The sequence below is a fragment of the Pseudomonas sp. URMO17WK12:I7 genome, assembly GCF_003269045.1.
In the GTDB taxonomy this organism is placed as follows: Bacteria; Pseudomonadota; Gammaproteobacteria; order Pseudomonadales; family Pseudomonadaceae; genus Aquipseudomonas; species Aquipseudomonas putida_J.
The window spans coordinates 45,992-71,126 of sequence record NZ_QLTL01000014.1 but is presented as its reverse complement, the minus strand read 5'-3'; the positions used below and the strand labels follow the sequence as shown (position 1 = coordinate 71,126).

Below are 25,135 nucleotides of genomic sequence, written 5' to 3'. Positions count from 1 at the left end.
CTCCCGGCAATCTACCAGGCTCTCAGTGAGCCCACGGCAAAATCGGAATAGCCGTCACCGCATTCTGCGGGCTGCCCTCGATCATGCGGTCGCTGTACACCAGGTACACCAGGGTATTGCGTTTCTTGTCCAGGAAACGCACTACCTGCATGGTCTTGAACACCAGCGAGGTGCGCTCCTTGAACACCTCCTCGCCGTCCTTCAAATCACCCTTGAAGCTGATCGGCCCGACCTGACGGCAGGCAATCGAAGCCTCCGCGCGATCTTCCGCCAACCCCAAACCACCCTTCACGCCGCCGGTCTTGGCCCGCGACAGGTAGCAGGTCACACCCTCGACCTTGGGGTCGTCGAAGGCCTCGACCACAATGCGGTCGTTCGGCCCAAGGAACTTGAACACAGTGGAAACCTGGCCGATCTCCTCGGCCCCAGCCAGCATCGGCAGGGCAAATACTGCCAGGGCGAGCGCCCGCTTGAGCAGGCTCATACCAGCACCAGATTGTCGCGATGCACCAGCTCCGGCTCGGCGATGTAGCCCAGCACAGCCTCGATCTGATCGGACGGCTGGCCGATGATCTTCTGCGCTTCCAGCGCGCTGTAGTTGGCCAGGCCACGGGCTACCTCGACGCCATCCGGGCCGACGCAAACCACCATCTCGCCACGGCGGAAGCTGCCCTGCACGGTCTTCACGCCGACCGGCAGCAGGCTTTTGTGCGCTTCGCGCAGCGCCTGCACGGCACCGGCGTCGAGCACCAGGGTGCCGCGGGTTTGCAGGTGGCCTGCCAGCCACTGCTTGCGTGCCGCCAGCATGCCGCGCTCGGGCGACAGCAGCGTGCCCAGGCGCTCGCCGGCCTTCAGGCGATCCAGCACGCGCTCGATGCGACCACCGATGATGATCGTGTGAGCACCGGAACGAGCTGCCAGGCGCGCGGCGCGCAGCTTGGTCTGCATGCCGCCACGGCCCAGTGCACCACCGGTACCACCGGCCACGGCATCGAGTGACGGGTCGTCGGCGCGGGCTTCGTAGATCAGCTGGGCTTCTGGGTTGTTGCGCGGGTCGGCATCGAACATGCCGTCGCGGTCGGTGAGGATCACCAACAGGTCGGCTTCCACCAGGTTGGCCACCAGCGCGGCCAAGGTATCGTTATCGCCGAAACGAATCTCGTCGGTGACCACGGTGTCGTTTTCGTTGATCACCGGCACCACCCCCAGGTCGACCAAGGTACGCAGGGTGCTGCGGGCGTTCAGGTAACGCTTGCGGTCGGACAGGTCATCGTGGGTCAGGAGGATCTGCGCGGTGTGCTTGCCATGCTCGCCGAAGCTCGATTCCCAGGCCTGCACCAGGCGCATCTGGCCAATCGAGGCCGCCGCCTGCAGCTCGTTCATCGCACTCGGTCGCGAAGTCCAGCCCAGCTGGCTCATGCCGGCAGCCACGGCCCCGGAGGAGACCAGTACCAACTCCACGCCTGCTTCACGCAGCGCGACCATCTGCTCGACCCATACGGCCATGGCGCTGCGGTCGAGGCCCTTGCCATCGGCGGTCAGCAGGGCACTGCCAATCTTCACGACCCAGCGCTTGGCGCCCGTCACCTTGCTTCGCATCTTCTTCCAACCTATGTCGAATCTGTAGATACCGTGGATACAAAAACGCCGCTCCTGAGAGCGGCGTTTAGTGTACTGCAACCGATCAGTCGCGCACGTAAATGATTTCCGGGCCGTCTTCGTCGTCCTCGAAATCATCGTCCCAGGCATCGTCGTCGTCGCCAATGTCGTGCACGCTCTTGACACCCGTGCGACGCAGGGTACGGGCGTCGTCCAGGGCCTGCAGCTGGGCACGGGCTTCGTCTTCGATGCGCCGGTCGAGGTCGGCCAGCTCTTCAGCGTAGGCCGGGTCATTGGCCAGGCGGTCGGCGCGGTCTTCGAGGTAGCGCATCAGGTCGTGGCTGAGCTTGTCGGTGCCCTGTTTGGAGATAGCCGAGATCACGTAGACCGGGCCTTCCCACTCCAGGCGATCGATCACTTCCTGAACACGCTCATCACGCTCGTCGTCCATGACCATGTCCGCCTTGTTCAGCACCAGCCAACGCTCACGCTCGGCCAGCGACGGGCTGAAGCGGGTCAGCTCGTTGACGATCACTTCAGCGGCATCGGCCGGGCTGCTTTCGTCCAGCGGGGCGATGTCCACCAGGTGCAGCAGCACGCGGGTACGCGCCAGGTGCTTGAGGAAGCGGATGCCCAGGCCGGCACCGTCGGAAGCGCCTTCGATCAGGCCAGGGATGTCGGCGATGACGAAGCTCTTCCAGCGGTCGACGCTGACTACGCCCAGGTTTGGCACCAGGGTAGTGAACGGGTAGTCGGCCACTTTCGGCTTGGCCGCCGAAACCGAACGGATGAAGGTGCTCTTGCCGGCGTTTGGCAGGCCCAGCAGGCCAACGTCGGCCAATACCTTCATTTCCATCTTCAGGTCGCGCTGGTCACCCGGCTTGCCTGGCGTGGTCTGGCGCGGCGCACGGTTGGTGCTGGACTTGAAACGGGTGTTGCCCAGGCCGTGCCAGCCACCTTGGGCGACCATCAGCTTCTGCCCGTGGGTGATCAGGTCACCGATCACTTCCTGGGTCGAGGCGTCGATCACCGTGGTGCCGACCGGTACGCGCAGGAACAGGTCATCGCCCTTCTTGCCGGTGCAGTCGGTGCTGCCGCCATTGGAGCCGCGCTGGGCTTCGTGGTGACGGGTGTAGCGATAGTCGACCAGGGTGTTGAGGTTTTCGTCGGCCACCATGTACACCGAGCCACCGTCACCACCGTCGCCGCCGTTGGGGCCGCCGTTCTCGATGAACTTCTCGCGGCGGAAGCTCATGCAACCGTTACCGCCGTCACCGGCTTTGACCCGAATGGATACTTCGTCAACAAACTTCATTGGAAACCGCCTCTCGCCTGCGGGCGAGTTGAATACTGAAAAACCTGAGGCTCTTGCAAAAATGAGCGCGGCGGCCCCGTACGACCGAAGAAACCCACGCCGGCAGCCCATACAAACAGCTTTGCAAGAGGCTCACCACAAACGAAAAAGCCCCGTCGCATGACGGGGCTTCTGGAGCGACGTCGCGATTAAGCGGCGACGATGCTCACGTAACGGCGCATGAACTCGCCTTTCTTCTCGAACTTGATCACGCCTTCGATCTTGGCGAACAAGGTGTGATCCTTGCCCATGCCAACGCCGTAGCCAGCGTGGAATTCGGTGCCGCGCTGACGGACGATGATGTTGCCTGGTTTGATAACCTGGCCGCCATACATCTTCACGCCAAGGCGTTTCGATTCTGAGTCGCGACCGTTACGAGTACTACCACCAGCCTTCTTGTGAGCCATGGTTCAATCTCCAAATAAATTCAGGGGAACCGGGCGATTAAGCCTGGATACCGGTGATTTTGATCTCGGTGAACCACTGGCGGTGGCCCATACGCTTCATGTGGTGCTTACGACGACGGAACTTGATGATGCGAACCTTGTCGTGACGGCCTTGCGAAACGACTTCGGCAACCACTTTAGCGCCGGCGACGACTGGTGCGCCGATGGTGACTTCTTCACCGTTGGCAACCAGCAGAACGCGATCGAAGGTCACGGATTCGCCAGTGGCGACTTCCAGTTTTTCGATCTTGAGGAATTCACCTTCAGCGACTTTGTACTGCTTGCCGCCGGTAACGATTACTGCGTAAGACATGGTATTTCTCCGATAATCCTGCTCACCCAGCGCTTTATATGATGAGTATTGGCTGGCATGGCTGCATGGGGCTGGAACGGCCCTGTGCAATTGCGTAAGGCAGGTGCTGCCCAGGAAGTTAGGGTGCGCGATTGTACGCAACCCAGGTTTTGCTTGCAAGTCCCGGCCCCGGGCGGCCGGCACCGCGCCTTGACACACCGGAACCCGCGACCTAGCATGCCGCGCAACCTCACTGGAGCAGCCGATGCAACCCCAAACCTTCTACCGCGCGGTAGCTGAAGATTTCAGCGCCGTCGACGAGATCATCAAGAAGCAGCTGACCTCGCGCGTGCCGCTGGTATCGAAGATCGGCGACTATATCACCTCTGCCGGGGGCAAGCGCCTGCGTCCGCTGCTGGTCCTGCTGTGCGGCAAGGCCCTGGGCCGCGAGGGCGCCGACCTGCGCCTGCTGGCCGCGACCATCGAATTCCTGCACACCGCCACCCTGCTGCACGACGATGTGGTCGACATGTCTGGCATGCGCCGTGGCCGTTCCACCGCCAATGCGCTGTGGGGCAACGCGCCAAGCGTGCTGGTAGGCGACTTCCTCTATTCGCGCTCGTTCGAGATGATGGTCGAACTGGGCTCGATGCCGGTCATGCAGATCCTCTCCAAGGCCACCCGGGTAATCGCCGAGGGCGAAGTGCTGCAGCTGTCGCGGGTACGCGATGCCAGCACCACCGAAGAGGTCTACATGGACGTCATCCGCGGCAAGACGGCGATGCTGTTCGAGGCCTCGACCCACAGCGCCGCAGCGCTGGCCGAAGCCAGCGAAGAGCAGCGCGAAGCCCTGCGCACCTTTGGCGACCACCTGGGCGTGGCCTTCCAGCTGGTCGACGACCTGCTCGACTACGAAGGCGATGCTGAAGCCCTGGGCAAGAATGTCGGCGATGACCTGGCCGAAGGCAAGCCTACCCTGCCACTGATCTACACCATGCGTGAAGGCACGCCTGAACAGGCTGCACTGGTGCGCAAGGCGATTCAGAAAGGTGGCCTGGAGGACCTGGAGCAGATTCGCGAAGCCGTCGAGGCTTCGGGCGCCCTGAAGTACACCGCCGAGCTGGCGCGTGACTACGTCAAGCGTGCCATCGCTTGCCTGGAAGTGCTGCCAGCCAGCGAATACCGGGATGCGCTGGTCGAGCTGAGCGAGTTTGCCGTCGCGCGTACTCACTGACAGACCGAATCGCCTTATTCGCGGGCAAGCCCGCTCCCACAGGCACTGCACAAGCCTCGATGGCCGCGCAGATTCTGTGGGAGCGGGCTTGCCCGCGAAGCTTTTGTCCGGACAAAAACACTTCGAGCGCAAAACCTCATACAATGTGGGCTTTTAACCGCCCGTCTGTTTTAAGGATCCGAAGTGAGCACTCTGCCTCCCTGCCCAAAATGCAACTCCGAATACACCTACGAGGATGGCACCCAGCTCATCTGCCCGGAGTGCGCCCACGAGTGGTCGGCCAATGGCGAAGCCGAAGCCGCCAGCGATGACGTGGTGAAGAAGGATTCGGTCGGCAACGTCCTGGAGGATGGCGATACCGTTACCGTGATCAAGGACCTCAAGGTCAAGGGCTCGTCCCTGGTGGTCAAGGTCGGCACCAAGGTCAAGAACATCCGCCTGTGCGACGGCGACCACGACATCGACTGTAAGATCGACGGCATCGGCGCCATGAAGCTGAAGTCGGAATTCGTGCGTAAGGTCTGATTACAAAATCCGCCAATTGGCGCTTGCTATTCTGATAATAAGAATTATTCTCATTGGAACCGCTTTCCAAGGAGAATAGCCATGACTTATCTGATCGACGCCTGGCTGGACCGCCCCCACCCTTACCTGCGCATCCTCCACCGGGAAACCGGTGAGGTGTGCGCGGTGCTCGAAGAAGAAGCACTGGACGAGCTGCGCGACCAGGGAGACCTGGATCTGGACGGGCTGAATTCGAGTGAGCCAGTGGTGCTCAAGGAGCTGGTGCGGAATTTGTTTCTGTTCTGCTATGCGCGGGCGTTGCGCCCTGGGGGATCAGACTGGAATTGAGGCTGGCAGCGCCGGCCTCTTCGCGGGCAAGTCGGGGCGCCGAGCCGCCGCTCCCACAGGTATCACAGAGGATTCAGGCCTTGTGCGATACCTGTGGGAGCGGCGGTTCGGCGCCCCGACTTGCCCGCGAATGGGCCGCAAAGCGGCCCCAGCGGTATTACAGAACGTCGAGCAGCTCGACGTCGAACACCAGCACGCTGTGCGGCGGGATGCTACCTACGCCTTGAGCGCCGTAGGCCAGCTCGCTTGGCACGTACAGGCGCCATTTGCTGCCGGCGTTCATCAACTGCAGGGCTTCGGTCCAGCCAGCGATCACGCCACCAACCGGGAATTCAGCCGGCTGACCACGGTCGTAGGAGCTGTCGAACACGGTGCCGTCGATCAGCGTGCCGTGGTAGTGGGTACGCACGTTGCTTTCGCGGGTCGGCTTGGCGCCTTCACCTGCGGTCAGCACTTCGAACTGCAGGCCCGAAGCCAGGGTGGTGATGCCGTCACGCTTGGCGTTCTCGGCCAGGAATTCCTTGCCAGCGGCAGCAGCGGCTTCAGCCTTGGCGGCAGCTTCGGCTTGCATCAGGTCGCGGATGACCTTGAAGCTGGCCGACAGGTCGGCTTCGCTGACGCGGCTGTCGGCGCCGTTGAAGGCGTCGGTCAGGCCGGCCAGGATGGCTTCCAGGTTTACACCTGGTGGCGGGTTGTCACGCAGCTGGCCGCCCAGCTGACGGCCGATGCCGTAGCTGACGCGAGTTTCGTCGGTAGACAGGTTGAGTTCGGACATTATCGTGCTCCACTGCAGGGCGCAGTGCAGCCGCGCCCTTGATGAAAAGGGCGAGCAGCCTAGCACACTGGGGCGCCGCGAGCAGCTACCAGGCCGAACGCTGGGAAATCGGCACCTTCAGGTCTTCTTGCGGGTGCGTGCCCATGCCGCACATCTCGTCCTGCACCGACCAGTGCACGAGGTTCATCGACACCATCGGGATGGTCTGCAGCAGCTTGCGCGCATCCTCCACCGAGTGCACGCGCAAGCGTTCACCGCGGGTATCGGACAGGGGATGGGGATGGCCTTTGACCCGGGCCTCCAGGAGGTAGTCGCCGCCTTCGATGGCGATCAGGTTCACTTCGTCGACATGGCCGGCCCTGGCCTCGGTATTGAGCTGATGCAGGTTCATGAGAGCACCTCGCTTTGGGAACCACGCATGAGTGCTCATTTTTTGTACGGATGCAGAAATTGCACAAGGCATTCCTGACGCCGCTCGTCAGTTCGACGTTGCGCACGCCCTGTAGGAGCGGCCTTGTGTCGCGAACGCTGCGCAGCAGCCCGGTTTTTCAACTTCGCAACAGATAGCCGGGGCCGCACTGCGGCCCTTTCGCGACGCAAGGCCGCTCCTACAAGGAGTGCGCCAGCCGTCAGTGCTTGGTCAGCTTGTCCAGGTAGCCCATGCAGAAGGCCGAGACCACGAAGGTCATGTGGATGATCACGTACCACATCAGGTAATCGGTGGAGATGTTCTGCGCATCCATGAACACCCGCAGCAGATGGATGGAAGAAATCGCCACGATCGAAGCGGCTACCTTCATCTTCAGCGACGAAGAGTCCATCTTGCCCAGCCAGTTGAGCTTCTCCTTGCTCTCGTCGATGTCCAGCTGCGACACGAAGTTCTCGTAGCCGGAAATCATCACCATGACCAGCAGGCCGCCAACCAGCGACATGTCGATCAGCGACAGGATGACCAGGATCAGATCGGCCTCGCTCAGGGCGAAGACGTTGGGCAGGACGTGGACAACTTCCTGGAAGAACTTCAGCGCCAGGGCCAGCAGGCCCAGGGACAGACCGAAGTAGATGGGAGCGAGCAGCCAGCGCGAAGCATACATCGCGTTTTCGAGAATACGTTCCATGGAGGGTTTTGGACTCGTCAGGTGACTGGAAAATCGGCCGCGAGTATAGCCAGCCACCTGTGACAGCAAAAGCCTGCGGCTGGATGCCGCACCGCCAGGAATGTGTATTCAGGTTTCAGGGTGGAACTGGTAATCCCCCAGGTTCCGACAACGCTCGCCGTTGATCCGGCGCAACTGAGCCTGCAAGTGCAGGCACCAGATCTGTGGATCATCGGCTACCTGGTACCCATGCAGGGTCAGGCTGTCGACGATGGCACTGAGCACGGACTCGGCAACCATCGGCCCATGGAACGGCCCTTGGGCCTTGATCGCCGATGGTTGTTCACCGGCCATGCCGGCGGCAAACAGCAAGGTCCACATGCCATTGTCGCCGGCCAGTGGGCGGATGCTGCATTCGATACGGGTCACCAGGCCCAGGCACTGGCGAGTAAGGCTGAGGTTGCGCATGGCCGCGTCCCCCTCCAATAAGCCCTGTTCAGCCTGAAAACCAGGCTGTTTCCATCCTGAACCCTGATACCGTCCTTAAGTTCCAGCATAGAAGAACAGCACAAAAAGATGGAAAACCGGCGCTGAACGGTAGCACATGGCCGCCAGCGCCGTTTTATTGACTCAGGCCGGTTTGGCCTGGGCAATCACCTCTTCCAGGCGTTCCTTTTCTGCCTTCTCGATTTCTTCCTCGCCGATCATTTCGGCAATCTCACGCAGGCGCTCGACCACCCTGGCATTGACGCTGCCCTCGGTGAACTGGCCTTTGTCGTCCAGCACCCCGGCCTCCTCGCCCACCAGCAGGCTCAGCGCCTCGTCAGCCTGGCTTACGGCATAGACATGGAACATGCCGTTTTCCACTGCCTGCAGCACGCGCTCGTCAAGCATCAGCGTGGCGACGTTGGCGCGCGGAATGATCACCCCCTGCTCGCCCGTCAGGCCGCGTGCCTCGCAGAGGCGGAAGAAGCCTTCGATCTTCTCGTTGACCCCACCCACCGCCTGCACTTCACCAAACTGGTTGATCGAACCGGTAATGGCGAAGCACTGCTTGAGCGGCGTGCGCGACAACGCCGAGATCAGCGTGCACGCTTCGCCCAGCGAGGCACTGTCGCCATCGACATAGCCGTAGGACTGCTCCAGGGCGATGCTCGCGGAAATCGCCAAGGGGAATTCCTGGGCATAGCGGCTGCCCAGGTACCCGGTGAGGATCATCACCCCCTTGGAGTGGATCGGCTGGCCGAGGTTGACTTCGCGTTCGATGTCGACGATGCCGCTGCCGCCCGGGTAGACGGTGGCGGAAATGCGCGCTGGCATGCCGAACGCCGAATCGCCGACTTCCAGCACGGTCAGGCCGTTGCACTTGCCAATGGCCGCGCCTTCGCTGTCGATCAGGATGATGCCGGCGAGCATGTCATCGAGCACGCGCTGCGAGACACGCCCGGTGCGAGTGGCCTTGGCCTTGAGCGCACGCTCGATGTGACCGGCGTCGGTCATCTCGTCACTGGCCAGCTGGCGGATGAAATCGGCCTCGCTGACCAGCTGGAACAGGTCACCGATGCGTGCCGAAAGGCGCGACTGGTTTTCCGCCAGGCGTGCGCTGTAGGTGGCCAGGCGCGCCACCGCATCGCTGGTCAGCGGTGCCATGCCTTCTTCATTGGTGCGGGTGCGCAGCAGCTGGGCAAACTGCTCGAGGTTCTCGTCGACCATCGGCATGTCTTCGTCGAAGTCGACCAGCACCCGGAACATCTCCTGGAAGTCCGGATCGTGATCCTGCAGCGCGTAGTACAGCTGGCGCGAACCGATGATCACCAGCTTGACGTTCAGCGGGATCATCTGCGGCGTCAGGCTGACCGTGGCGACACGCCCCAGCTCGCCCAGCGGCGACTCCATTTTCAGCTTGCGCGATTGCAGGGCGCGCTTGAGGGCGTCCCAGACGAATGGCTCGCCCAGCATCTTCTCGGCTTCGAGAATCAGGAAGCCGCCATTGGCGCGGTGCAACGCGCCAGGGCGCAACTGCCGGTAGGAAGTGTACAGCGCCCCTTGGTCGGTGCTGTATTCGATGCGGCCGAACAGGTTGTCGTAGGTCGGGTGCGGCTCGAACACCACTGGCGCACCACCGTCAGCGTGGTGGCCGACCACCAGGCTCGGCGCGTACTGCTCTTCGAGCAACTTGCGCGCAGCAGCGTCGGTCTTGCTGTCTTCAACCAGCTGTTCGACCACGGTACGCAGCAGGTTGAGCTGCACGGATTGCAGGTAGGCGCAGACCGCCGCGTTCTCGGCGTACTTTTCCGACAGCGGCGCCAGCAATGGCTGCAAGGCCAGGGTAATGGTTTCTTCGTTGAGCTGACGCAGCTGGTTGTTCGACTCGCGCTTCCATTGCGGCAGGCTGGCCAGTTCCTCGTTGAGGCGCTCTTCGAGCAGGGCGATATCCTCATGGAACTGCTCGCGGACTTCTTCTGGCAACTGGGCGAATTCGGCTTCGTCCAGCGCCTTGCCGTCGGCCATGGGGGTAAAGGCGACGTTGCTGGCATCGCGGTACAGGGCCACGTCCTTTTCCAGCGAGGCGCGCTCGATCACATCCAGGGCACGGTCGTAACGCTGGTTGAAGGCGCGGTCGATGGCGCCCTTCTTCTGCTGGTAAGACGGGTGCTCGAACACCGCCGGGAAGGTTGACAGCAGGTTGTCGATCAACCCGCCCATGTCGCTGATGAACTCGGCCGCGCTGCCCGAAGGCAGCTCCAGTGCACGCGGCTCGCGGGTGTCGTCGAAATGGTTGACGTAGAGCCAGTCGGCCGGGGTTTGCTGGCGCTTGCCCTCGGCCTTGAGGTAGCGCTTGACGAACGAGAAGCGACCGGTGCCTGGCTCGCCCATGACGTACACGTTGTAACCAGGGCGCGGCATGGCCACGCCGAACTGCAGGGCCTCGACAGCACGCTCCTGGCCCAGGACTCCGCGAAACGGCTCCAGATCGTCGGTATTGGTAAAGGCAAACTGCTCGGGGGAGAAACGCCGGGTCAGGGCTTCAGGCGCGAGACGCAGGCGCGCAGCGACAGGATCGGGCATTGGGTTTCCTTACTTCGGCGGGGCAGATACGGAGCATTCTGGCGCTGCCCGCGCGCGCCTTGCAAGGCTCCACGGGACTTTATGTCGCAGCTGCGACGCTGACATGGACAAGCAAATTTTTCGCAATCAACAACGCAACCTTTAGATCATGCCTAAACTCCAAGCTGCGCGGGTGGGTGAAACGCTTTCCCGACCTGGCAACACGTTGCCAGACAACCCTGACCCTTGGTTAAGACAAAGAGAACAATGCTATGAAACGGATTCTTCTGGGTACTCTGTTCACCGTGGTCTCGCTCAACGCCCTCGCTGAAGCGCCGGGCGGCCCGAACTGCGGCTGGGGCAACATGCTGTTCGAAGGCCAGCGCGGTACGCCGGCCCACTTCCTGGCTTCCACCACCAACGGTACCTCCGGTAACGCCACCTTCGGCATGACCTCCGGTACCAACGGCTGCTCCACCAAGGCTTCGCTGACCTACGGCGGCAAGTCCTGGTTCGCCATGAACGGCATGATGAACGAGCTGTCCGAAGACATGGCCATGGGCCAGGGCGAAGCCCTGACCACCTACGCCGTGGTCCTCGGTGTGGCGCCGGAAGATCGCGGCTACTTCGCCTCGGTCACCCACCAGCACTTCAACCAGATCTTCAACAGCGCCGACGTGACTGCCGAAACAGTCCACAGCAACACCCTGGCTGTTCTGAAGAACGACCCACGCCTGGCCAAATACGCTACCGAGGCCTGAGTGCAGCTGCTCCCGCCCCTCACGGGGCGGGTTTCGCCTTTTTCGGCATCGTCAAGAAGTAGTTGCCCGATATGCTCAAACGCCTCGCTTCCCTGGCGCTGTGTGCCTGCGCCCCCGTACATGCCATGCCCGTGCTGGACCCAGGCCGTATCCAGCAACTGGCCAATACCCCTTACTGGATTGCCCTGGGCCACTATGAAACCGCCAAGCTCGGTGGCTGGCGCAGCTATGTGGACGATGACGCCTTCTTCCTCGCCGAGGACGGTGCGCACCATCCCGACCAGGAGCTCAAGGCCACCGTCGAAGCGCTGTATGCACCTGCCAGCCTGGGTGACAAGCACGCCCAGTGCGTATTCCCCGCGCGCACCCGCTGGCTGCGTGAACAGCTCGGCCTGCAAGGCCTGCCGCAGCCGGACTGCCAGGAATTCAAGACCTGGTACCAGTCGATCGACCCGCACAGCGCGGCGCTGATTTTCCCGGCGGCCTACCTGAACAGCCCGTCATCGATGTTCGGCCATACCCTGTTGCGCATCGACCAGTCCACCACCCGCAGCGACGACACCACGCTGCTGAGTTACGCAATCAACTTTGGCGCCTACATCGAAGGCAGCGACAACAGCATCCTGTATGCCTGGAAGGGCCTGATGGGTGGCTACCCAGGCCTGTTCGCGCTGATGCCTTACCAGGAAAAGCTCTCCGAGTACCGCAGCCTGGAAAACCGCGACCTGTGGGAATACCAGCTGGACCTGACGCCGGAAGAAACCGGGCGCATGGTCGAGCACGTCTGGGAACTGAAGCAGATCCAGTTCGATTATTTCTTCTTCGACGAAAACTGCTCCTACCGGCTGCTGGAGCTGTTGCAAGTGGCGCGGCCGAGCCTGGACCTGACCTCACAGTTCCCGCTCACCGCCATCCCCACCGACACGGTAAAAGCGGTGAAGCAGTCTGGCCTGGTCGCCAGCGAAACCTACCGCCCGTCACGCGAACGCGAGTTGCTGGCCCGGGCCGAGCCGCTGGACCATGACGAGAAGCGCCAGGTACTGGCCGTCAGTGCTGATACCGCGCAATTGCAAAGTGCCGATTTCAAAGCCCTGCCCCGCGAGCGCCAGGCGCTGGTGCAGGATGCCGCTTACCGCCTGGAACGCTACCGGGCCAACGGCCAGGAGCGCGACCCTGGCCAGGCCAAGCGCAGCTTCGAGCTGCTGCGGGCGATCAACAGCAACCCGCCGCCAGCGTTGCAGATCGAGCGCCCTGGCTTGCCCGAGGACGGCCATGACTCGCGCACCTGGCAGCTGGGCGTCGGTACCCGTGAAGACCGCGCCTACGCCGAATATGGCCTGCGCATGGCCTACCACGACCTCAACGACAACGCCTATGGCTTCCCGCTGGGCGCGCAGATCGAGATTCTGCAGCTCAAGGTGCGTCAATACGAAGGCAACGACTGGCAGGTACAGCGCCTGGACCTGGCCACTATCCGCTCGCTGACGCCGCGCAACGCGTTGCTCAAGCCTTGGTCCTGGCAAGTAGCCGGAGGCCTGGAGCGGGTGCCTGGCAAACACGACGACGAGGTGCTGGTGAGCCATGTAAACGGCGGCGCCGGCGGCACCTGGCAACTGGCCGATGGCTTGCTGGGCTTTGCCCTGGGCACGCTGCGGGTCGAACACCACAACGACTTCGCCCAGTTCATCGCCCCGGCGACGGGGTTCAACGGTGGGTTGCTGTGGCGCAACGGCCTGGGCAACATGACGCTGGAAGCCAAGGGTGATTACTTCACCAATGGCGAGGTGCGGCGCAGTGTGAGCCTGAACCAGCAGTGGGAGATCAGCCAGAACCTGGGGCTGAGGTTAAGTGCTTCGCGCCAGTTCAGCCACCTGGCGACAGCGCAGAATGAAGTGATGCTCGAAGTGAAGTGGTATCACTATTGAGGCCGCTTTGCGGCCTTTCGCGGGCAAGTCGGCACAACAACAGCACTGTGAACCAACCGACTCTTTGACACTGTTTTGACAGCTCGCCGACAAATCGCCACCTAGACTTTGCGGTATCTCCCCAAAGGTCCAGGTGGTCATGTCGCGGTACTGGTTCGGCTTGTGCATTGCGTTGTTGCTGGCGGGTTGCGAAACCACCCACGATCAGATGGTCAACCACGGTTACCCCCCCGCCTACGCCGACGGCTACCAGGATGGTTGCAGCAGCGGCCGCCAAGCGGCTGGCCTGATGGTTGGCGACTTCAAGAAAGACGTACCGCGTTACCTGCACAATCGCCAGTACGAAACCGGCTGGGACGATGGGTTCCGCCAATGCCACGCGATGCAGAACAGCGAGGAGCAGCGCCAGTACCACGAGCGCTTCTGGGACGAGCGTGACCGCGAATGGCAGCAGGAGAAAGACCTGGGCGCCGCCCGCGCCTACCGCCGCTGATTCCAACATGCCTGCGTCGCAAACTGACATCCACTGAAACCGCCAGCCTGCCATGCTGGTCTCCTGTACAAGGAGGCCATTGCATGAGCCGAGCATTCGTCAACGAAGACCAGGCCGCCGCCCAGGCCGATCAGCCGGTAGAGCGGCGCGTCAGCGACCAGCCCAATTACGTGACCGCCAGCGGCCTGCGCCAGCTGCAACAACGCGTGAGCGAGCTGAATGCCTTGCGCAGCGCGTTGCAGGCCCAGGCCGAGCGCGGTGACAAGCAACGCCTGGCCGATACCGAGCGGGACCTACGCTATTTCAGCGCGCGAGTGCAGAGCGCGCAGGTGGTGCCGGCGGCGACATCGCGCAGCAAGGTGCAGATAGGTAGCCGGGTCAGGTTCGTCGACGAGCATGACCAGGAGCAGGTGGTGCAGCTGGTGGGCGAGGATGAGGCGGATGCCGGGCGCGGGATGATCAACTGGGGGTCGCCGCTAGGGCGGGCGTTGCTTGGCGCCGGGCCTGGGGATGAAGTGCTGTGGCGGCGGCCGGCGGGGGATCAGATGATCGAAGTGCTCGAAATCTGGGGTAGTGTCTAGGCCATTGGGGCTGCTTTGCAGCCCTTTCGCGACACAAGGCCGCTCCTACAAGGGGCCGCGTACTTCTGTAGGAGCGGCCTTGTGTCGCGAATGGGCCGCGAAGCGGCCCCCAGGCCTTCGGATCAGACCACGCCCTGAGCCAGCATGGCATCGGCAACTTTCACGAAGCCGGCAATGTTCGCACCCTTGACGTAGTTGACCTTGCCATCGGCCTCTTGACCGTAATGCACGCAAGCATGGTGAATCGACTGCATGATGTTGTGCAGCTTGGTGTCCACTTCACCGGCAGTCCACAGCAGGCGCATGGCGTTCTGCGACATCTCCAGCCCCGACACCGCCACGCCACCGGCATTCGATGCCTTGCCCGGGGCGTACAGGATGCCGGCCTCGATGAACAGGTCCACGGCAGCCAGGGTGGTCGGCATGTTGGCACCTTCGGCCACGCAGATGCAGCCGTTGCGCAGCAGGGTACGGGCGTCTTCGATGTCCAGTTCGTTCTGGGTGGCGCACGGCAGTGCGATGTCGCACGGCAGGCTCCAAGGCGTCTGGCCCTTGCGGAACTCCAGGCCAAACTGGCCAGCCAGCTCGCTGATGCGGCCGCGCTTGACGTTCTTCAGCTCCATCAGCGCATCCCACTGGGCATCGGTCAGGCCGGCTTCGGCGTACAGGGTACCTTCGGAGTCGGACAGCGAAATCACCTTGCCACCCAGGTCCATGACCTTGCGTGCAGCGTACTGGGCGACGTTGCCGGAACCGGAGATGGCCACGCGGCGGCCGTCGATGCGCAGGCCCTGGCGCTTGAGCATTTCTTCAGCGAAGTACACACAGCCGTAACCGGTGGCTTCAGGGCGGATCAGGCTGCCGCCGTAGGTCATGCCCTTGCCGGTCAGCACAGAGGTGAACTGGTTGGCCAGGCGCTTGTACTGGCCGAACATGAAGCCGATCTCGCGGGCACCAACGCCGATGTCACCGGCCGGCACGTCGCAATCAGCGCCAATGTGGCGGTACAGCTCGCTCATGAAGGCCTGGCAGAAGCGCATGACTTCAGCATCGCTCTTGCCTTTCGGGTCGAAGTCCGAGCCACCTTTGCCGCCACCCATGGGCAGCGAGGTGAGGGAGTTCTTGAACACTTGTTCGAAGGCCAGGAACTTGAGCACGCTCAGGTTCACCGACGGGTGGAAGCGCAGGCCGCCCTTGTAAGGGCCGATGGCGCTGCTCATCTGGATGCGGTAGCCGCGGTTGACCTGGACCTTGCCTTGGTCATCGACCCACGACACGCGGAACAGCACGGCGCGCTCAGGCTCGACCATGCGCTCGAGAATGCCCGACTGCAGGTAGTGAGGGTTGGCTTCGAGGAACGGCCACAGGGTGCGCAGCACTTCTTCCACCGCCTGGTGGAATTCCGGTTGGCCCGGGTCGCGTTGCTGCAGGCGTGCAAGGAAATTGTCGACAGATTCGATCATGGTAGACATCTCACCAAGAGGATTGGACTTATTGGTTTTTTCTGGAATGTACCAAGAAGCAATCGCACCGGAATAGGGCGAAATGTCGTTTTTTTGAAATTATTTGGTGCGTTTTATATAAATGTATACAAGATCACCCTTCAGTGGTGGCCTCTTCGCGGGTAAACCCGCTCCCACAGGTGTCATGCAAACCTTGGGTACAGCGCCTTACCTGTGGGAGCGGGCTTGCCCGCGAATGAGGCCAACAGCACTTTCCAGCCAGGCACAAAAATGGGGCCGCTAAGGGCCCCATTCCTGTGCATCAGAAAACCGGCTTACTGGGCCAGCTTCTTGTGCCGTACGCGGTGCGGCTGGGCAGCGGCATCGCCCAGGCGCTTCTTGCGATCGGCTTCGTACTCGGTGTAGTTGCCCTCGAAGAACACCACGTTCGAGTCGTCTTCGTACGCCAGAATGTGAGTGGCCACACGGTCCAGGAACCAACGGTCGTGGGAAATCACGATGGCGGCGCCCGGGAAGTCCAGCAGGGCTTCTTCCAGCGAACGCAGGGTTTCGACGTCGAGGTCGTTGGACGGTTCGTCGAGCAGCAGGACGTTGCCGCCCTCCTTCAGGGTCAGGGCCAGGTGCAGGCGGCCACGCTCACCACCGGACAGGTCCTTGACGAACTTCTGCTGGTCGCCACCCTTGAAGTTGAAGCGGCCAACGTAGGTACGCGACGGGATCTCGTAGCTACCGATGCGGATCTGGTCGGAACCGTCGGAGATCTGCTGGAACACGGTCTTGGAACCGTCGAGGTCTTCGCGGCTCTGGTCCACGCAAGCCAGCTGCACGGTTTCGCCGATCTCGATGCTGCCCGAGTCCGGTTGTTCCTTGCCCATCAGCATGCGGAACAGGGTCGACTTACCGGCACCGTTACCACCGATCACGCCGACGATGGCGCCTTTTGGCATGGCGAACGACAGGTTGTCGATCAGCACGCGATCGCCGTAGCCCTTGGTGACGTTCTTGAACTCGATGACCTTGTCGCCCAGGCGCGGGCCGGCCGGGATGTAGATCTCGTTGGTCTCGCTGCGCTTCTGGAATTCCTGCGACTGCATTTCCTCGAAGCGCTGCAGGCGGGCCTTGGATTTGGACTGGCGGGCCTTGGCGCCTTTGCGCACCCACTCCAGTTCCTCTTTCATGGCCTTCTCGTGGGCGCTCTGCTGCTTGGATTCCTGCGCCAGGCGGTCCGACTTGGCTTCCAGCCAGCCCGAGTAGTTGCCTTCGTACGGGATACCGGCGCCGCGGTCCAGCTCGAGGATCCAACCGGCGACGTTGTCGAGGAAGTAACGGTCGTGGGTAATCGCTACCACGGTGCCCGGGAAGTCGTGCAGGAAACGCTCCAGCCAGGCTACCGAGTCGGCGTCCAGGTGGTTGGTCGGTTCGTCGAGCAGCAGCATGTCGGGCGCTGACAGCAGCAAGCGGCACAGGGCCACACGGCGCTTCTCGCCACCGGACAGGTGTTCGATGCGGGCATCCCAGGCCGGCAGGCGCAGGGCGTCGGCAGCGACGTCCAGCTGACGCTCCAGGTTGTGGCCGTCGGCGGCCTGCAGGATGGCTTCGAGCTTGGCCTGTTCGGCGGCCAGCTTGTCGAAGTCGGCATCCGGCTCGGCGTAGGCAGCGTAGACCTCGTCCAGGCGAGCCTGGGCGTCCTTGATCACGCTGACGGCTTCCTCGACCACTTCACGCACGGACTTGTTCGGGTCCAGTTGCGGTTCCTGTGGCAGGTAACCCACGTTGATGTCGGGCATCGGACGGGCTTCGCCGTCGAATTCCTTGTCGACGCCCGCCATGATCCGCAGCAGGGTCGATTTACCGGCGCCGTTCAGGCCGAGCACGCCGATCTTGGCGCCTGGGAAGAACGACAGGGAAATGTTCTTGAGAATTTCCCGCTTCGGCGGCACGACCTTGCTCAGCCGATGCATGGTGTAGACGTATTGAGCCAAAACCAAGCCCTCTAATCAGATAGGTAAAGACATCGACGATCGCCCCGGCAGCGTGGCCAGGGGGATGTGTTTACGGAGTGTATTGAACAAAGTCGACCATTCTACGCCAACGCGCGGCGTTGCACAGGGTGGTCGGATGGTGGGGGTGGGATCTTGGTGATCCTGGGAGGCATTTGTTGCCTGTGCCGGCCCTTTCGCGGCTAAAGCCGCTCCCACAGGTACAGCACAGGATTGAAGCCTTGTGCAGCACCTGTGGGACAGGTACAGCACAGGATTGAAGCCTTGTGCAGTACCTGTGGGACAGGTACAGCACAGGATTGAAGCCTTGTGCAGTACCTGTGGGAGCGGCTTTAGCCGCGAAAGGGCCGGCACAGCAGCCTGAAATGGCTCAGACGTGGCGCTGCTTACCAGCCTTGCCCCGCGGCAGCCGGCAACGGTCGCTCTGCTCGGCCAGGCGCGCGGCATAAGCGGCCTTGACGCTGAAACCACCACTGCGGGCCGGCTGCTCGGCAACCTTGGCAGGCTTGGCTGCAGCAGGCGTGCTCACTACCTTGCTTGCCGGCTTGGCGACAACGGCCGCTGGCGCTGCTTCTACCGCCGGCACCGCCCCCTTGGCGGTCTTGCGCAGTTCAGCCAGCGATGGCGTCTTGTTTTTCGAGGCCGCAGCCGCGTCTGGTTTGACCAGCGAGCGCTGGCACGATTTGCAGGATACGTCCGCGGTCACGGCAGTGCTGACAAGGGTCTGACTGCTGCGCCCACAGGCGGAATCGAGGCCATTGGTGGAAAAGTGAGTAACCAAAACCGAACATCTCCGATGCGTTGTCATTGAAGCGGGCGGCATTCTCGCACAGGATGCAAGGTCTTGCCGAACGGGCCGGCCGCACCACGACCATCGGTGCCGGACAACAGGGCTGGCACATTGCCATAATCACAGGCATGCTAGCCCGTTCAGATGTCCGGCTTTATAGTGCGCCGCCGCGGTCAAGGCTTGTGCAGATACCGGCATACACCGTGCATGTTCCCACCCTGCCATCGCCAGCCCAATAGCAGGACCAACGCTTGACCAATCTCAATCATCCGACTCTGCTGCGCCCCGCTTCGACGGCCCCAGTCGCTTCGCTGCGTGGTTCGGTCAAAGGTGCGCTGGCCCTGCTGGCCCTGATCCTGCTGGGTTTGCTGCTGTGGCAACTGTTCTCGCAGTTCCGCCACACCCAGGCCGACCAGCGCCAGATGAACCTGGACGCCAGTGCCGAACTGGCCGACCACCTGAGCCTGAACATGGCGCTCAAGGCCCAGCAGGCCCTGAATGTCGTCCAGCCCTACGTCAAAGCACCGACGCCCGCCGCCCTGCCGAGCCTGCTGGCCACCCTGCGCGAACGCCTGCCCGCCTTGCGCGACGTGGCGTGGCTGGACCATGCCGGGCAACTGCGCAGCGACAGCCTGGCCGGCAGCCCCGACCGCCAGCTGATTGACGAGCTGGTCGGGCTGAACCAAGGCCGAAACTACTACTTCGCCAACGCGGCGGACAACCGCACCGTCTACCTGCTGTTGCGTCAAGCGGCCGAACAGGACCGTGGATACTGGCTGCTGCGCCTGTCCCCTGACTATTATCAGGCGCTCACCGTGCACCTGGACGGCCCCGGGCACCCACTCTGGCTGCTGGAAAACAGCCGCAGCGGCGAGGTGCTGGAGCGCCACGCCCCGGTACAGACCAGCGGTGAACCGCTGCAAAGCGTGATGCTCGCGTTCATCGACAACAGCGCCTGGCAATTGCGTGGCCTGTTCGACGCAGGCCTGGCCCAGCAGAAACTGCTGCCGGCACTGATCGGCAAGTGCCTGCTGGCGCTGTTCTGCGCCCTGCTGCCAGTGCTGGCACTGATCAACATGCGCCGCCGCCAGCGCGCCTTGCAGGAAGACCGCCGGCGCTACCAGGAAATCTTCGAAGGCACGGGCGTGGCGTTGTGCGTGCTCGACCTGTCGAGCCTGCCCGGCCAGCTCGACCGCCATCACCTGCGCAACCTGGCCGGGCTCAAGCAGAGCCTGGCGCTGGACCCTAACCTGCGCCGCTCGCTGCTGCTGGAACTGAAGATCACCGAGATCAACCAGGTGGCGCGCCAGCTGCTCAACGTCGAGTGCCACGAAGGGGCCTGGCAGCGGCTGATCGACGGCAGCGGCGCGGGCCGCGACAGCATCGGCATGCAACTGATCGACGCCTTGATCGAACAACGCCCGTCGCTGGAACTGGAAGTGCGCCTGCCTGCCCCGTTGGGTGGCGAACTGCACCTGTGGCTGATGGCACGCCTGCCGCAACAGCGTCGCGACTACCAGGCGGTGATCCTCAGCATCAGCGACATCACCAGCCGCAAGCAGGTGGAGTTGTCGCTGCTGGAGCGCGAAAGCTTCTGGTCCGACGTGGTGCGCACAGTGCCCGACCAGCTGTACGTGCAGGACGTGCACAGCCAGCGGATGATCTTCAGCAACCGCCACCTCGGCCAGACGCTCGGCTACGACCGCACCGAGCTTGCACAGATGGGCGACCGCTTCTGGGAACTGCTGCTGCACCCCGAAGACGCCGCGCACTATCAGGCGTTGCGCCAGCAACAGCGTGACAGTGCTCACGCCCAGTCGCTGCACACTCAGCTGCGCTTCCGCCACCGCGACGGCGGCTGGCGCTGCTACGAAATCCGCGAGCAGGTGCTGACCCGTGACGAAGGTGGCCTGGTCACACGCATCATCGGCGTGGGCAAGGATGTCACCGTGCAGATCGAGGCCAGCCAGTCGTTGCGCGACAGCGAGCAGCGCTACCGCATGCTCGCCGAAAGCATCAGCGACGTGATCTTCTCCACCGACAGCCACCTGCAACTCAACTACCTCAGCCCCTCGGTACAGGCCGTGCTGGGCTACCAGGCCGACTGGATCTTCGACAACGGCTGGCAGTCGATCATCGCCAACCCCTCCCAACTGACCGGCATCTACAGCCTGATGGAGCGGGTCAGCAAGGCCATGGGCGACAGCGAGCAACTGGCACATCTGCGCAGCCAGCTGCCGACGCAACTGTTCCTGTTCGACTGCCTGCGCGCCGATGGCCGCAAGATCCCCATCGAATTGCGCCTGGTGCTGGTGTGGGACGACCAGCAACGCTTCGAGGGCGTGCTCGGCGTGGGCCGCGACATCAGCCAGCAACGCCGTGCGGAAAAAGACCTGCGCATGGCCGCGACGGTTTTCGAACACTCCACGTCGGCGATCCTCATCACCGACCCGGCCGGCTACATCGTGCAGGCCAACGAAGCATTCAGCCGGGTCAGTGGCTACGCGGTCAGCGACGTGCTCGACCAGCTGCCGGCCATGCTGGTGGTCGAGGACCAGCAGGAAAGCCACCTGCGCTACGTGCTCAAGCAACTGCACCAGCGCGGCAGCTGGGAAGGCGAAGTGTGGCTCAAGCGCCGCGACGGCGACCGTTACCCGGCCTGGGTCGGCATTACCGCAGTACTCGACGACGAAGGCGACCTGGCCAGCTATGTGTGCTTCTTCACCGACATCAGCGAGCGCAAGGCCAGCGAACAGCGCATCCACCGCCTGGCCTACTACGACGCCCTGACTCACCTGCCCAACCGCACGCTGTTCCAGGACCGCCTGCATACTGCGCTGCAGCAGGCCGAGCGGCAGAAGTCGTGGGTGGTGCTGATGTTCCTCGACCTCGACCGTTTCAAACCGATCAACGACTCCCTCGGCCACGCCGCGGGCGACCGCATGCTCAAGGACATGGCCCTGCGCCTGCTGGCCTGCGTCGACGATGACGACACCGTGGCGCGCATGGGCGGCGACGAATTCACCTTGCTGCTGCAGCCCCGCGCCACCCGCGAGATGGCCCTGAACCGCGCCATCCACGTGGCCGAGAACATTCTTGGCAGCCTGGTGCGGCCGTTCGTGCTGGAAGGCCGGGAGTTCTTCGTCACGGCCAGTGTCGGCATCGCCCTCAGCCCGCAAGACGGCAACGAGCTGAGCCAGCTGATGAAGAACGCCGACACCGCCATGTACCACGCCAAGGAGCGCGGCAAGAACAACTTCCAGTTCTACCAGACCGAAATGAACGCCAGCGCCCTGGAGCGCCTGGAACTGGAGAGCGACCTGCGCCACGCGCTGGAACAGAACGAGTTCATCCTCTACTACCAGCCGCAGTTCAGCGGTGACGGCAAGCGCCTGACCGGTGCCGAAGCGCTGCTGCGCTGGCGCCACCCGACCCGCGGCCTGGTGCCGCCGGGGGACTTCATCCCGGTGATCGAAGAACTGGGCCTGGTGGTGGATGTCGGCGACTGGGTGCTGCGCGAGGCCAGCCGCCAGCTCAAGGTCTGGCACAAGAACAAGGTACGCGTGCCGAAGGTGTCGGTGAACATCTCGGCGCGGCAGTTCTCCGACGGCCAGCTGGGTACGCGGATTGCCACCATCCTTGAAGAAACCGGCCTGCCGCCGGCGTGCCTGGAGCTGGAGCTGACCGAGAGCATCCTGATGCGCGAGGTCAACGAGGCGCTGCAGATTCTGGCCAGCCTGAAGAACCTCGGCCTGAGCATCGCGGTCGACGACTTCGGCACCGGTTATTCGTCGCTGAACTACCTCAAGCAGTTCCCGATCGACGTGCTGAAGATCGACCGCACCTTCGTCGACGGCCTGCCCGAAGGCGAGCAGGACGCGCAGATTGCCCGGGCGATCATCGCCATGGCGCACAGCCTTAACCTGGCGGTGATCGCCGAGGGCGTGGAGACCCATGAGCAACTGGAGTTCCTGCGCGAACATGGCTGTGACGAGGTGCAGGGCTACCTGTTCGGGCGGCCGATGCCGGCCAACCAGTTCGAGGCGCAGTTCGCCAACGAAACCCTGTTCATGTTCCAGTGACCGTTGTAGGAGCGGCCTTGTGTCGCGAAAGGGCCGCAGCGCGGCCCCAGGCTATCAGCAGCGCTGCACATATTGCCGGGGCTGCTGCGCAGCCCTTTCGCGACACAAGGCCGCTCCTACAATGGCTGCGCCAGGCCTGGGGTTTGCACCCGCAAAAGCGGACCTTAGAGTCAACTTCAATCCCCAGCCAGCCCAGACACGGCGCGGGATGCAACATGAGCCCCATTGGTCCGCGACTTGATGCCAGTTCATATGCCAGGCGTGGATCAATCGGTTAGAATGCCCCCCCAAATTACCCCGATCCTTGAGGACCGCCATGTTCAGCCGTGATTTGACCATTGCCAAGTACGACGCCGAGCTCTTCGAAGCCATGCAGCAAGAAGCCCTGCGCCAGGAAGAGCATATCGAGCTGATCGCTTCGGAAAACTACACCAGCCCGGCAGTCATGGAAGCCCAGGGCTCGGTCCTGACCAACAAGTACGCCGAAGGCTACCCAGGCAAGCGCTACTACGGTGGCTGCGAGTACGTCGACGTGGTCGAGCAGCTGGCCATCGACCGTGCCAAGGAACTGTTCGGCGCCGACTACGCCAACGTCCAGCCGCACGCTGGCTCGCAAGCCAACGCCGCGGTCTACCTGGCCCTGCTGTCGGCCGGTGACACCATCCTGGGCATGAGCCTGGCCCACGGTGGCCACCTGACCCACGGCGCTTCGGTAAGCTCGTCGGGCAAGCTGTACAACGCCATCCAGTACGGCATCGACGGTAACGGCCTGATCGACTACGACGAAGTCGAGCGCCTGGCGGTCGAGCACAAGCCGAAGATGATCGTTGCCGGCTTCTCGGCTTACTCGCAGGTCCTGGACTTCGCCCGCTTCCGCGCCATCGCCGACAAGGTCGGTGCCTACCTGTTCGTCGACATGGCCCACGTTGCTGGCCTGGTTGCCGCTGGCGTGTACCCGAACCCGGTGCCATTCGCCGACGTGGTCACCACCACCACCCACAAGACCCTGCGCGGTCCACGTGGTGGCCTGATCCTGGCGCGTGCCAACGCCGACATCGAGAAGAAGCTGAACTCCGCCGTCTTCCCAGGCGCCCAGGGCGGCCCGCTGGAGCACGTGATCGCCGCCAAGGCCATCTGCTTCAAGGAAGCACTGCAGCCTGAGTTCAAGGCTTACCAGCAGCAGGTCGTGAAGAACGCCCAGGCCATGGCCGAAGTGTTCATCGAGCGTGGTTTCGACGTCGTTTCCGGCGGCACCCAGAACCACCTGTTCCTGCTGTCGCTGATCAAGCAGGAAATCTCCGGCAAAGATGCTGACGCTGCCCTGGGCAAAGCCTTCATCACCGTCAACAAGAACTCGGTACCGAACGACCCACGTTCCCCGTTCGTCACCTCGGGCCTGCGTTTCGGCACCCCAGCCGTCACCACCCGTGGTTTCAAGGAAACCGAGTGCCGCGAGCTGGCCGGCTGGATCTGCGACATCCTGGCTGACCTGAACAACGAAGCGGTGATCGACGCCGTACGTGAGAAAGTCAAGGCCATCTGCAAGAAGCTGCCGGTCTACGGCAACTGATTGGCGAAAGCCTGATGTGAAAAAGCCCGGCTTGTGCCGGGCTTTTTCATGCCTGTCGCCCAGCAGCGGAACCGCTTCCGGATGGGCTGAGCGAACCCGGCCGCCTAACCTGCCGCCTCTTTTGGAAAACGAGCAGGAGGCCAGCGATGGCTGACCACGTAGCACTGTCCTTCACCGCCACCTTGCAAGTCGCTGAAGCGCCGGTCAATGTTCTGGGCGACATGACCACCGGGCCCGTATCGCTGGTAAGCCCTCACCAGGCGCCGGGATATACCGTTGAGGGGGCCACGACCCTGGGCATGCTGAATGGCAACGAATCAGACTGGCGTCACGGCCAGGAAGTCGGATTGATCACATTCGAGCAGGCCGCCCAACCCGCAGCCTTGCTGCTGTATTTTCGCCACACCGAAGCGGGCTACCGCATCTACCTGCGCAGCGGCCCCCATTCGGGCCAAGGGGTGTTCACCACCGGCGATGGCCTGGTAAACGTGCAGCCGATCAAGGCAAAAGACCCAAGCCTGTGGAAGCTGACCGATGCACAGACGGGTGTGGCGTTCGACCTGACTCAGCTTGAGGATGGCCGGCGAGAAGTTCAGCTGAGCAATGCTCAGGGGCACCCCGTGGAGATCCACAACCTGTACCCGGTAGGCGGCTTTCTGGCGTGCTATCCGGCAGCGCGCCAAGGGACCTTGAGCCTGATCATTCAAGAGCGCGGTGTCGATTGGCTCAAGCCTGACTGATGTGTTTGCTCACCTCCTCGGTACTGACCCAAC

General features: G+C 62.8%; 23 protein-coding genes. 10 read left to right on the top strand and 13 right to left on the bottom strand.

The genetic code is table 11. The features are described 5' to 3' along the window. Positions 1 to 22: 22 nt before the first annotated feature. From H040_RS19945 to rplU, 5 genes are all read right to left on the bottom strand, one after another. The gene (locus tag H040_RS19945) at positions 23 to 484 is read right to left on the bottom strand and encodes a CreA family protein (protein ID WP_027918271.1); all 462 of its coding nucleotides are present in this window, start codon (positions 482 to 484) and stop codon (positions 23 to 25) included. Further along, entirely contained in the window at positions 481 to 1,599 is a 1,119-nt protein-coding gene (proB, locus tag H040_RS19940; RefSeq protein WP_027918270.1) for a glutamate 5-kinase, read from the bottom strand. The genes H040_RS19945 and proB overlap by 4 nt, the downstream gene beginning before the upstream one ends. A gap of 85 nt (positions 1,600 to 1,684) precedes the next feature. Continuing rightward, a complete protein-coding gene (cgtA, locus tag H040_RS19935; RefSeq protein ID WP_027918269.1) occupies positions 1,685 to 2,914 on the bottom strand; it encodes an Obg family GTPase CgtA in 1,230 nt (409 codons plus the stop codon). Positions 2,915 to 3,102: 188 nt separating this feature from the next. Beyond that, positions 3,103 to 3,360 (bottom strand): 50S ribosomal protein L27, encoded by a 258-nt coding sequence (rpmA, locus tag H040_RS19930; protein WP_003247464.1) that lies wholly within the window; start codon positions 3,358 to 3,360, stop codon positions 3,103 to 3,105. Between the two features lie 37 nt (positions 3,361 to 3,397). After that, positions 3,398 to 3,712, bottom strand: a complete 315-nt coding sequence (rplU, locus tag H040_RS19925) for a 50S ribosomal protein L21 (protein ID WP_003247466.1) — start codon at positions 3,710 to 3,712, stop codon at positions 3,398 to 3,400. 244 nt (positions 3,713 to 3,956) lie between these two features. Here rplU and H040_RS19920 point away from each other — a divergent pair, with 244 nt between their 5' ends. From H040_RS19920 to H040_RS19905, 3 genes are all read left to right on the top strand, one after another. Then, positions 3,957 to 4,925 carry a polyprenyl synthetase family protein gene (locus H040_RS19920; RefSeq protein ID WP_027918268.1) on the top strand — a complete coding sequence of 323 codons (969 nt, stop codon included), beginning with the start codon at positions 3,957 to 3,959 and terminating at the stop codon, positions 4,923 to 4,925. Positions 4,926 to 5,108: 183 nt separating this feature from the next. After that, positions 5,109 to 5,450 (top strand): zinc ribbon domain-containing protein YjdM, encoded by a 342-nt coding sequence (locus H040_RS19910; protein WP_027918267.1) that lies wholly within the window; start codon positions 5,109 to 5,111, stop codon positions 5,448 to 5,450. A gap of 81 nt (positions 5,451 to 5,531) precedes the next feature. Further along, positions 5,532 to 5,777, top strand: coding sequence for a PA4570 family protein (locus tag H040_RS19905; RefSeq protein WP_027918266.1), 246 nt, complete (start codon positions 5,532 to 5,534; stop codon positions 5,775 to 5,777). Between the two features lie 157 nt (positions 5,778 to 5,934). Here the strand turns inward: H040_RS19905 and H040_RS19900 are convergent, their stop codons facing one another. The 5 genes from H040_RS19900 to H040_RS19880 form a co-directional block, all read right to left on the bottom strand. Continuing rightward, on the bottom strand, positions 5,935 to 6,552 hold the full coding sequence (locus H040_RS19900; RefSeq protein ID WP_027918265.1) for an FKBP-type peptidyl-prolyl cis-trans isomerase: 618 nt from the start codon (positions 6,550 to 6,552) through the stop codon (positions 5,935 to 5,937). A gap of 85 nt (positions 6,553 to 6,637) precedes the next feature. After that, positions 6,638 to 6,943: a DUF6482 family protein gene (locus H040_RS19895; RefSeq protein WP_027918264.1), complete on the bottom strand. Its 306-nt coding sequence runs from the start codon at positions 6,941 to 6,943 to the stop codon at positions 6,638 to 6,640. 238 nt (positions 6,944 to 7,181) lie between these two features. Continuing rightward, on the bottom strand, positions 7,182 to 7,670 hold the full coding sequence (locus H040_RS19890) for a TIGR00645 family protein (RefSeq protein WP_003247486.1): 489 nt from the start codon (positions 7,668 to 7,670) through the stop codon (positions 7,182 to 7,184). Positions 7,671 to 7,778: 108 nt separating this feature from the next. Next, a complete protein-coding gene (locus H040_RS19885; RefSeq protein WP_027918263.1) occupies positions 7,779 to 8,117 on the bottom strand; it encodes a PA4575 family protein in 339 nt (112 codons plus the stop codon). Between the two features lie 162 nt (positions 8,118 to 8,279). Next, positions 8,280 to 10,718, bottom strand: a complete 2,439-nt coding sequence (locus H040_RS19880; RefSeq protein WP_027918262.1) for a Lon protease family protein — start codon at positions 10,716 to 10,718, stop codon at positions 8,280 to 8,282. A gap of 251 nt (positions 10,719 to 10,969) precedes the next feature. On the opposite strand from H040_RS19880, the gene H040_RS19870 reads away from it, so the two are divergent. The 4 genes from H040_RS19870 (at position 10,970) to H040_RS19855 (ending at position 14,457) form a co-directional block, all read left to right on the top strand. Continuing rightward, positions 10,970 to 11,458 (top strand): DUF3015 domain-containing protein, encoded by a 489-nt coding sequence (locus tag H040_RS19870; RefSeq protein WP_027918261.1) that lies wholly within the window; start codon positions 10,970 to 10,972, stop codon positions 11,456 to 11,458. 71 nt (positions 11,459 to 11,529) lie between these two features. After that, entirely contained in the window at positions 11,530 to 13,383 is a 1,854-nt protein-coding gene (locus H040_RS19865; protein ID WP_027918260.1) for an Lnb N-terminal periplasmic domain-containing protein, read from the top strand. 139 nt (positions 13,384 to 13,522) lie between these two features. Further along, on the top strand, positions 13,523 to 13,876 hold the full coding sequence (locus H040_RS19860; protein ID WP_027918259.1) for a hypothetical protein: 354 nt from the start codon (positions 13,523 to 13,525) through the stop codon (positions 13,874 to 13,876). An 83-nt stretch (positions 13,877 to 13,959) separates the two neighbouring features. Further along, positions 13,960 to 14,457 (top strand): GreA/GreB family elongation factor, encoded by a 498-nt coding sequence (locus tag H040_RS19855; protein WP_027918258.1) that lies wholly within the window; start codon positions 13,960 to 13,962, stop codon positions 14,455 to 14,457. Between the two features lie 122 nt (positions 14,458 to 14,579). Here H040_RS19855 and gdhA read toward each other — a convergent pair whose 3' ends face one another. The 3 genes from gdhA to H040_RS19835 form a co-directional block, all read right to left on the bottom strand. Continuing rightward, a complete protein-coding gene (gene gdhA, locus H040_RS19850; RefSeq protein WP_027918257.1) occupies positions 14,580 to 15,920 on the bottom strand; it encodes an NADP-specific glutamate dehydrogenase in 1,341 nt (446 codons plus the stop codon). Positions 15,921 to 16,234: 314 nt separating this feature from the next. Continuing rightward, on the bottom strand, positions 16,235 to 17,902 hold the full coding sequence (gene ettA, locus H040_RS19840) for an energy-dependent translational throttle protein EttA (protein ID WP_027918256.1): 1,668 nt from the start codon (positions 17,900 to 17,902) through the stop codon (positions 16,235 to 16,237). Between the two features lie 388 nt (positions 17,903 to 18,290). Next, positions 18,291 to 18,701: a hypothetical protein gene (locus H040_RS19835; RefSeq protein ID WP_027918255.1), complete on the bottom strand. Its 411-nt coding sequence runs from the start codon at positions 18,699 to 18,701 to the stop codon at positions 18,291 to 18,293. A gap of 260 nt (positions 18,702 to 18,961) precedes the next feature. Between H040_RS19835 and H040_RS19830 the strand changes: the two genes are divergently transcribed. From H040_RS19830 to H040_RS19815, 3 genes are all read left to right on the top strand, one after another. Then, positions 18,962 to 22,792: a sensor domain-containing protein gene (locus H040_RS19830; RefSeq protein ID WP_027918254.1), complete on the top strand. Its 3,831-nt coding sequence runs from the start codon at positions 18,962 to 18,964 to the stop codon at positions 22,790 to 22,792. A gap of 316 nt (positions 22,793 to 23,108) precedes the next feature. Continuing rightward, positions 23,109 to 24,362 (top strand): serine hydroxymethyltransferase, encoded by a 1,254-nt coding sequence (glyA, locus tag H040_RS19820; protein WP_027918253.1) that lies wholly within the window; start codon positions 23,109 to 23,111, stop codon positions 24,360 to 24,362. A 146-nt stretch (positions 24,363 to 24,508) separates the two neighbouring features. Continuing rightward, entirely contained in the window at positions 24,509 to 25,102 is a 594-nt protein-coding gene (locus tag H040_RS19815) for a hypothetical protein (protein WP_027918252.1), read from the top strand. Positions 25,103 to 25,135 lie beyond the last annotated feature (33 nt).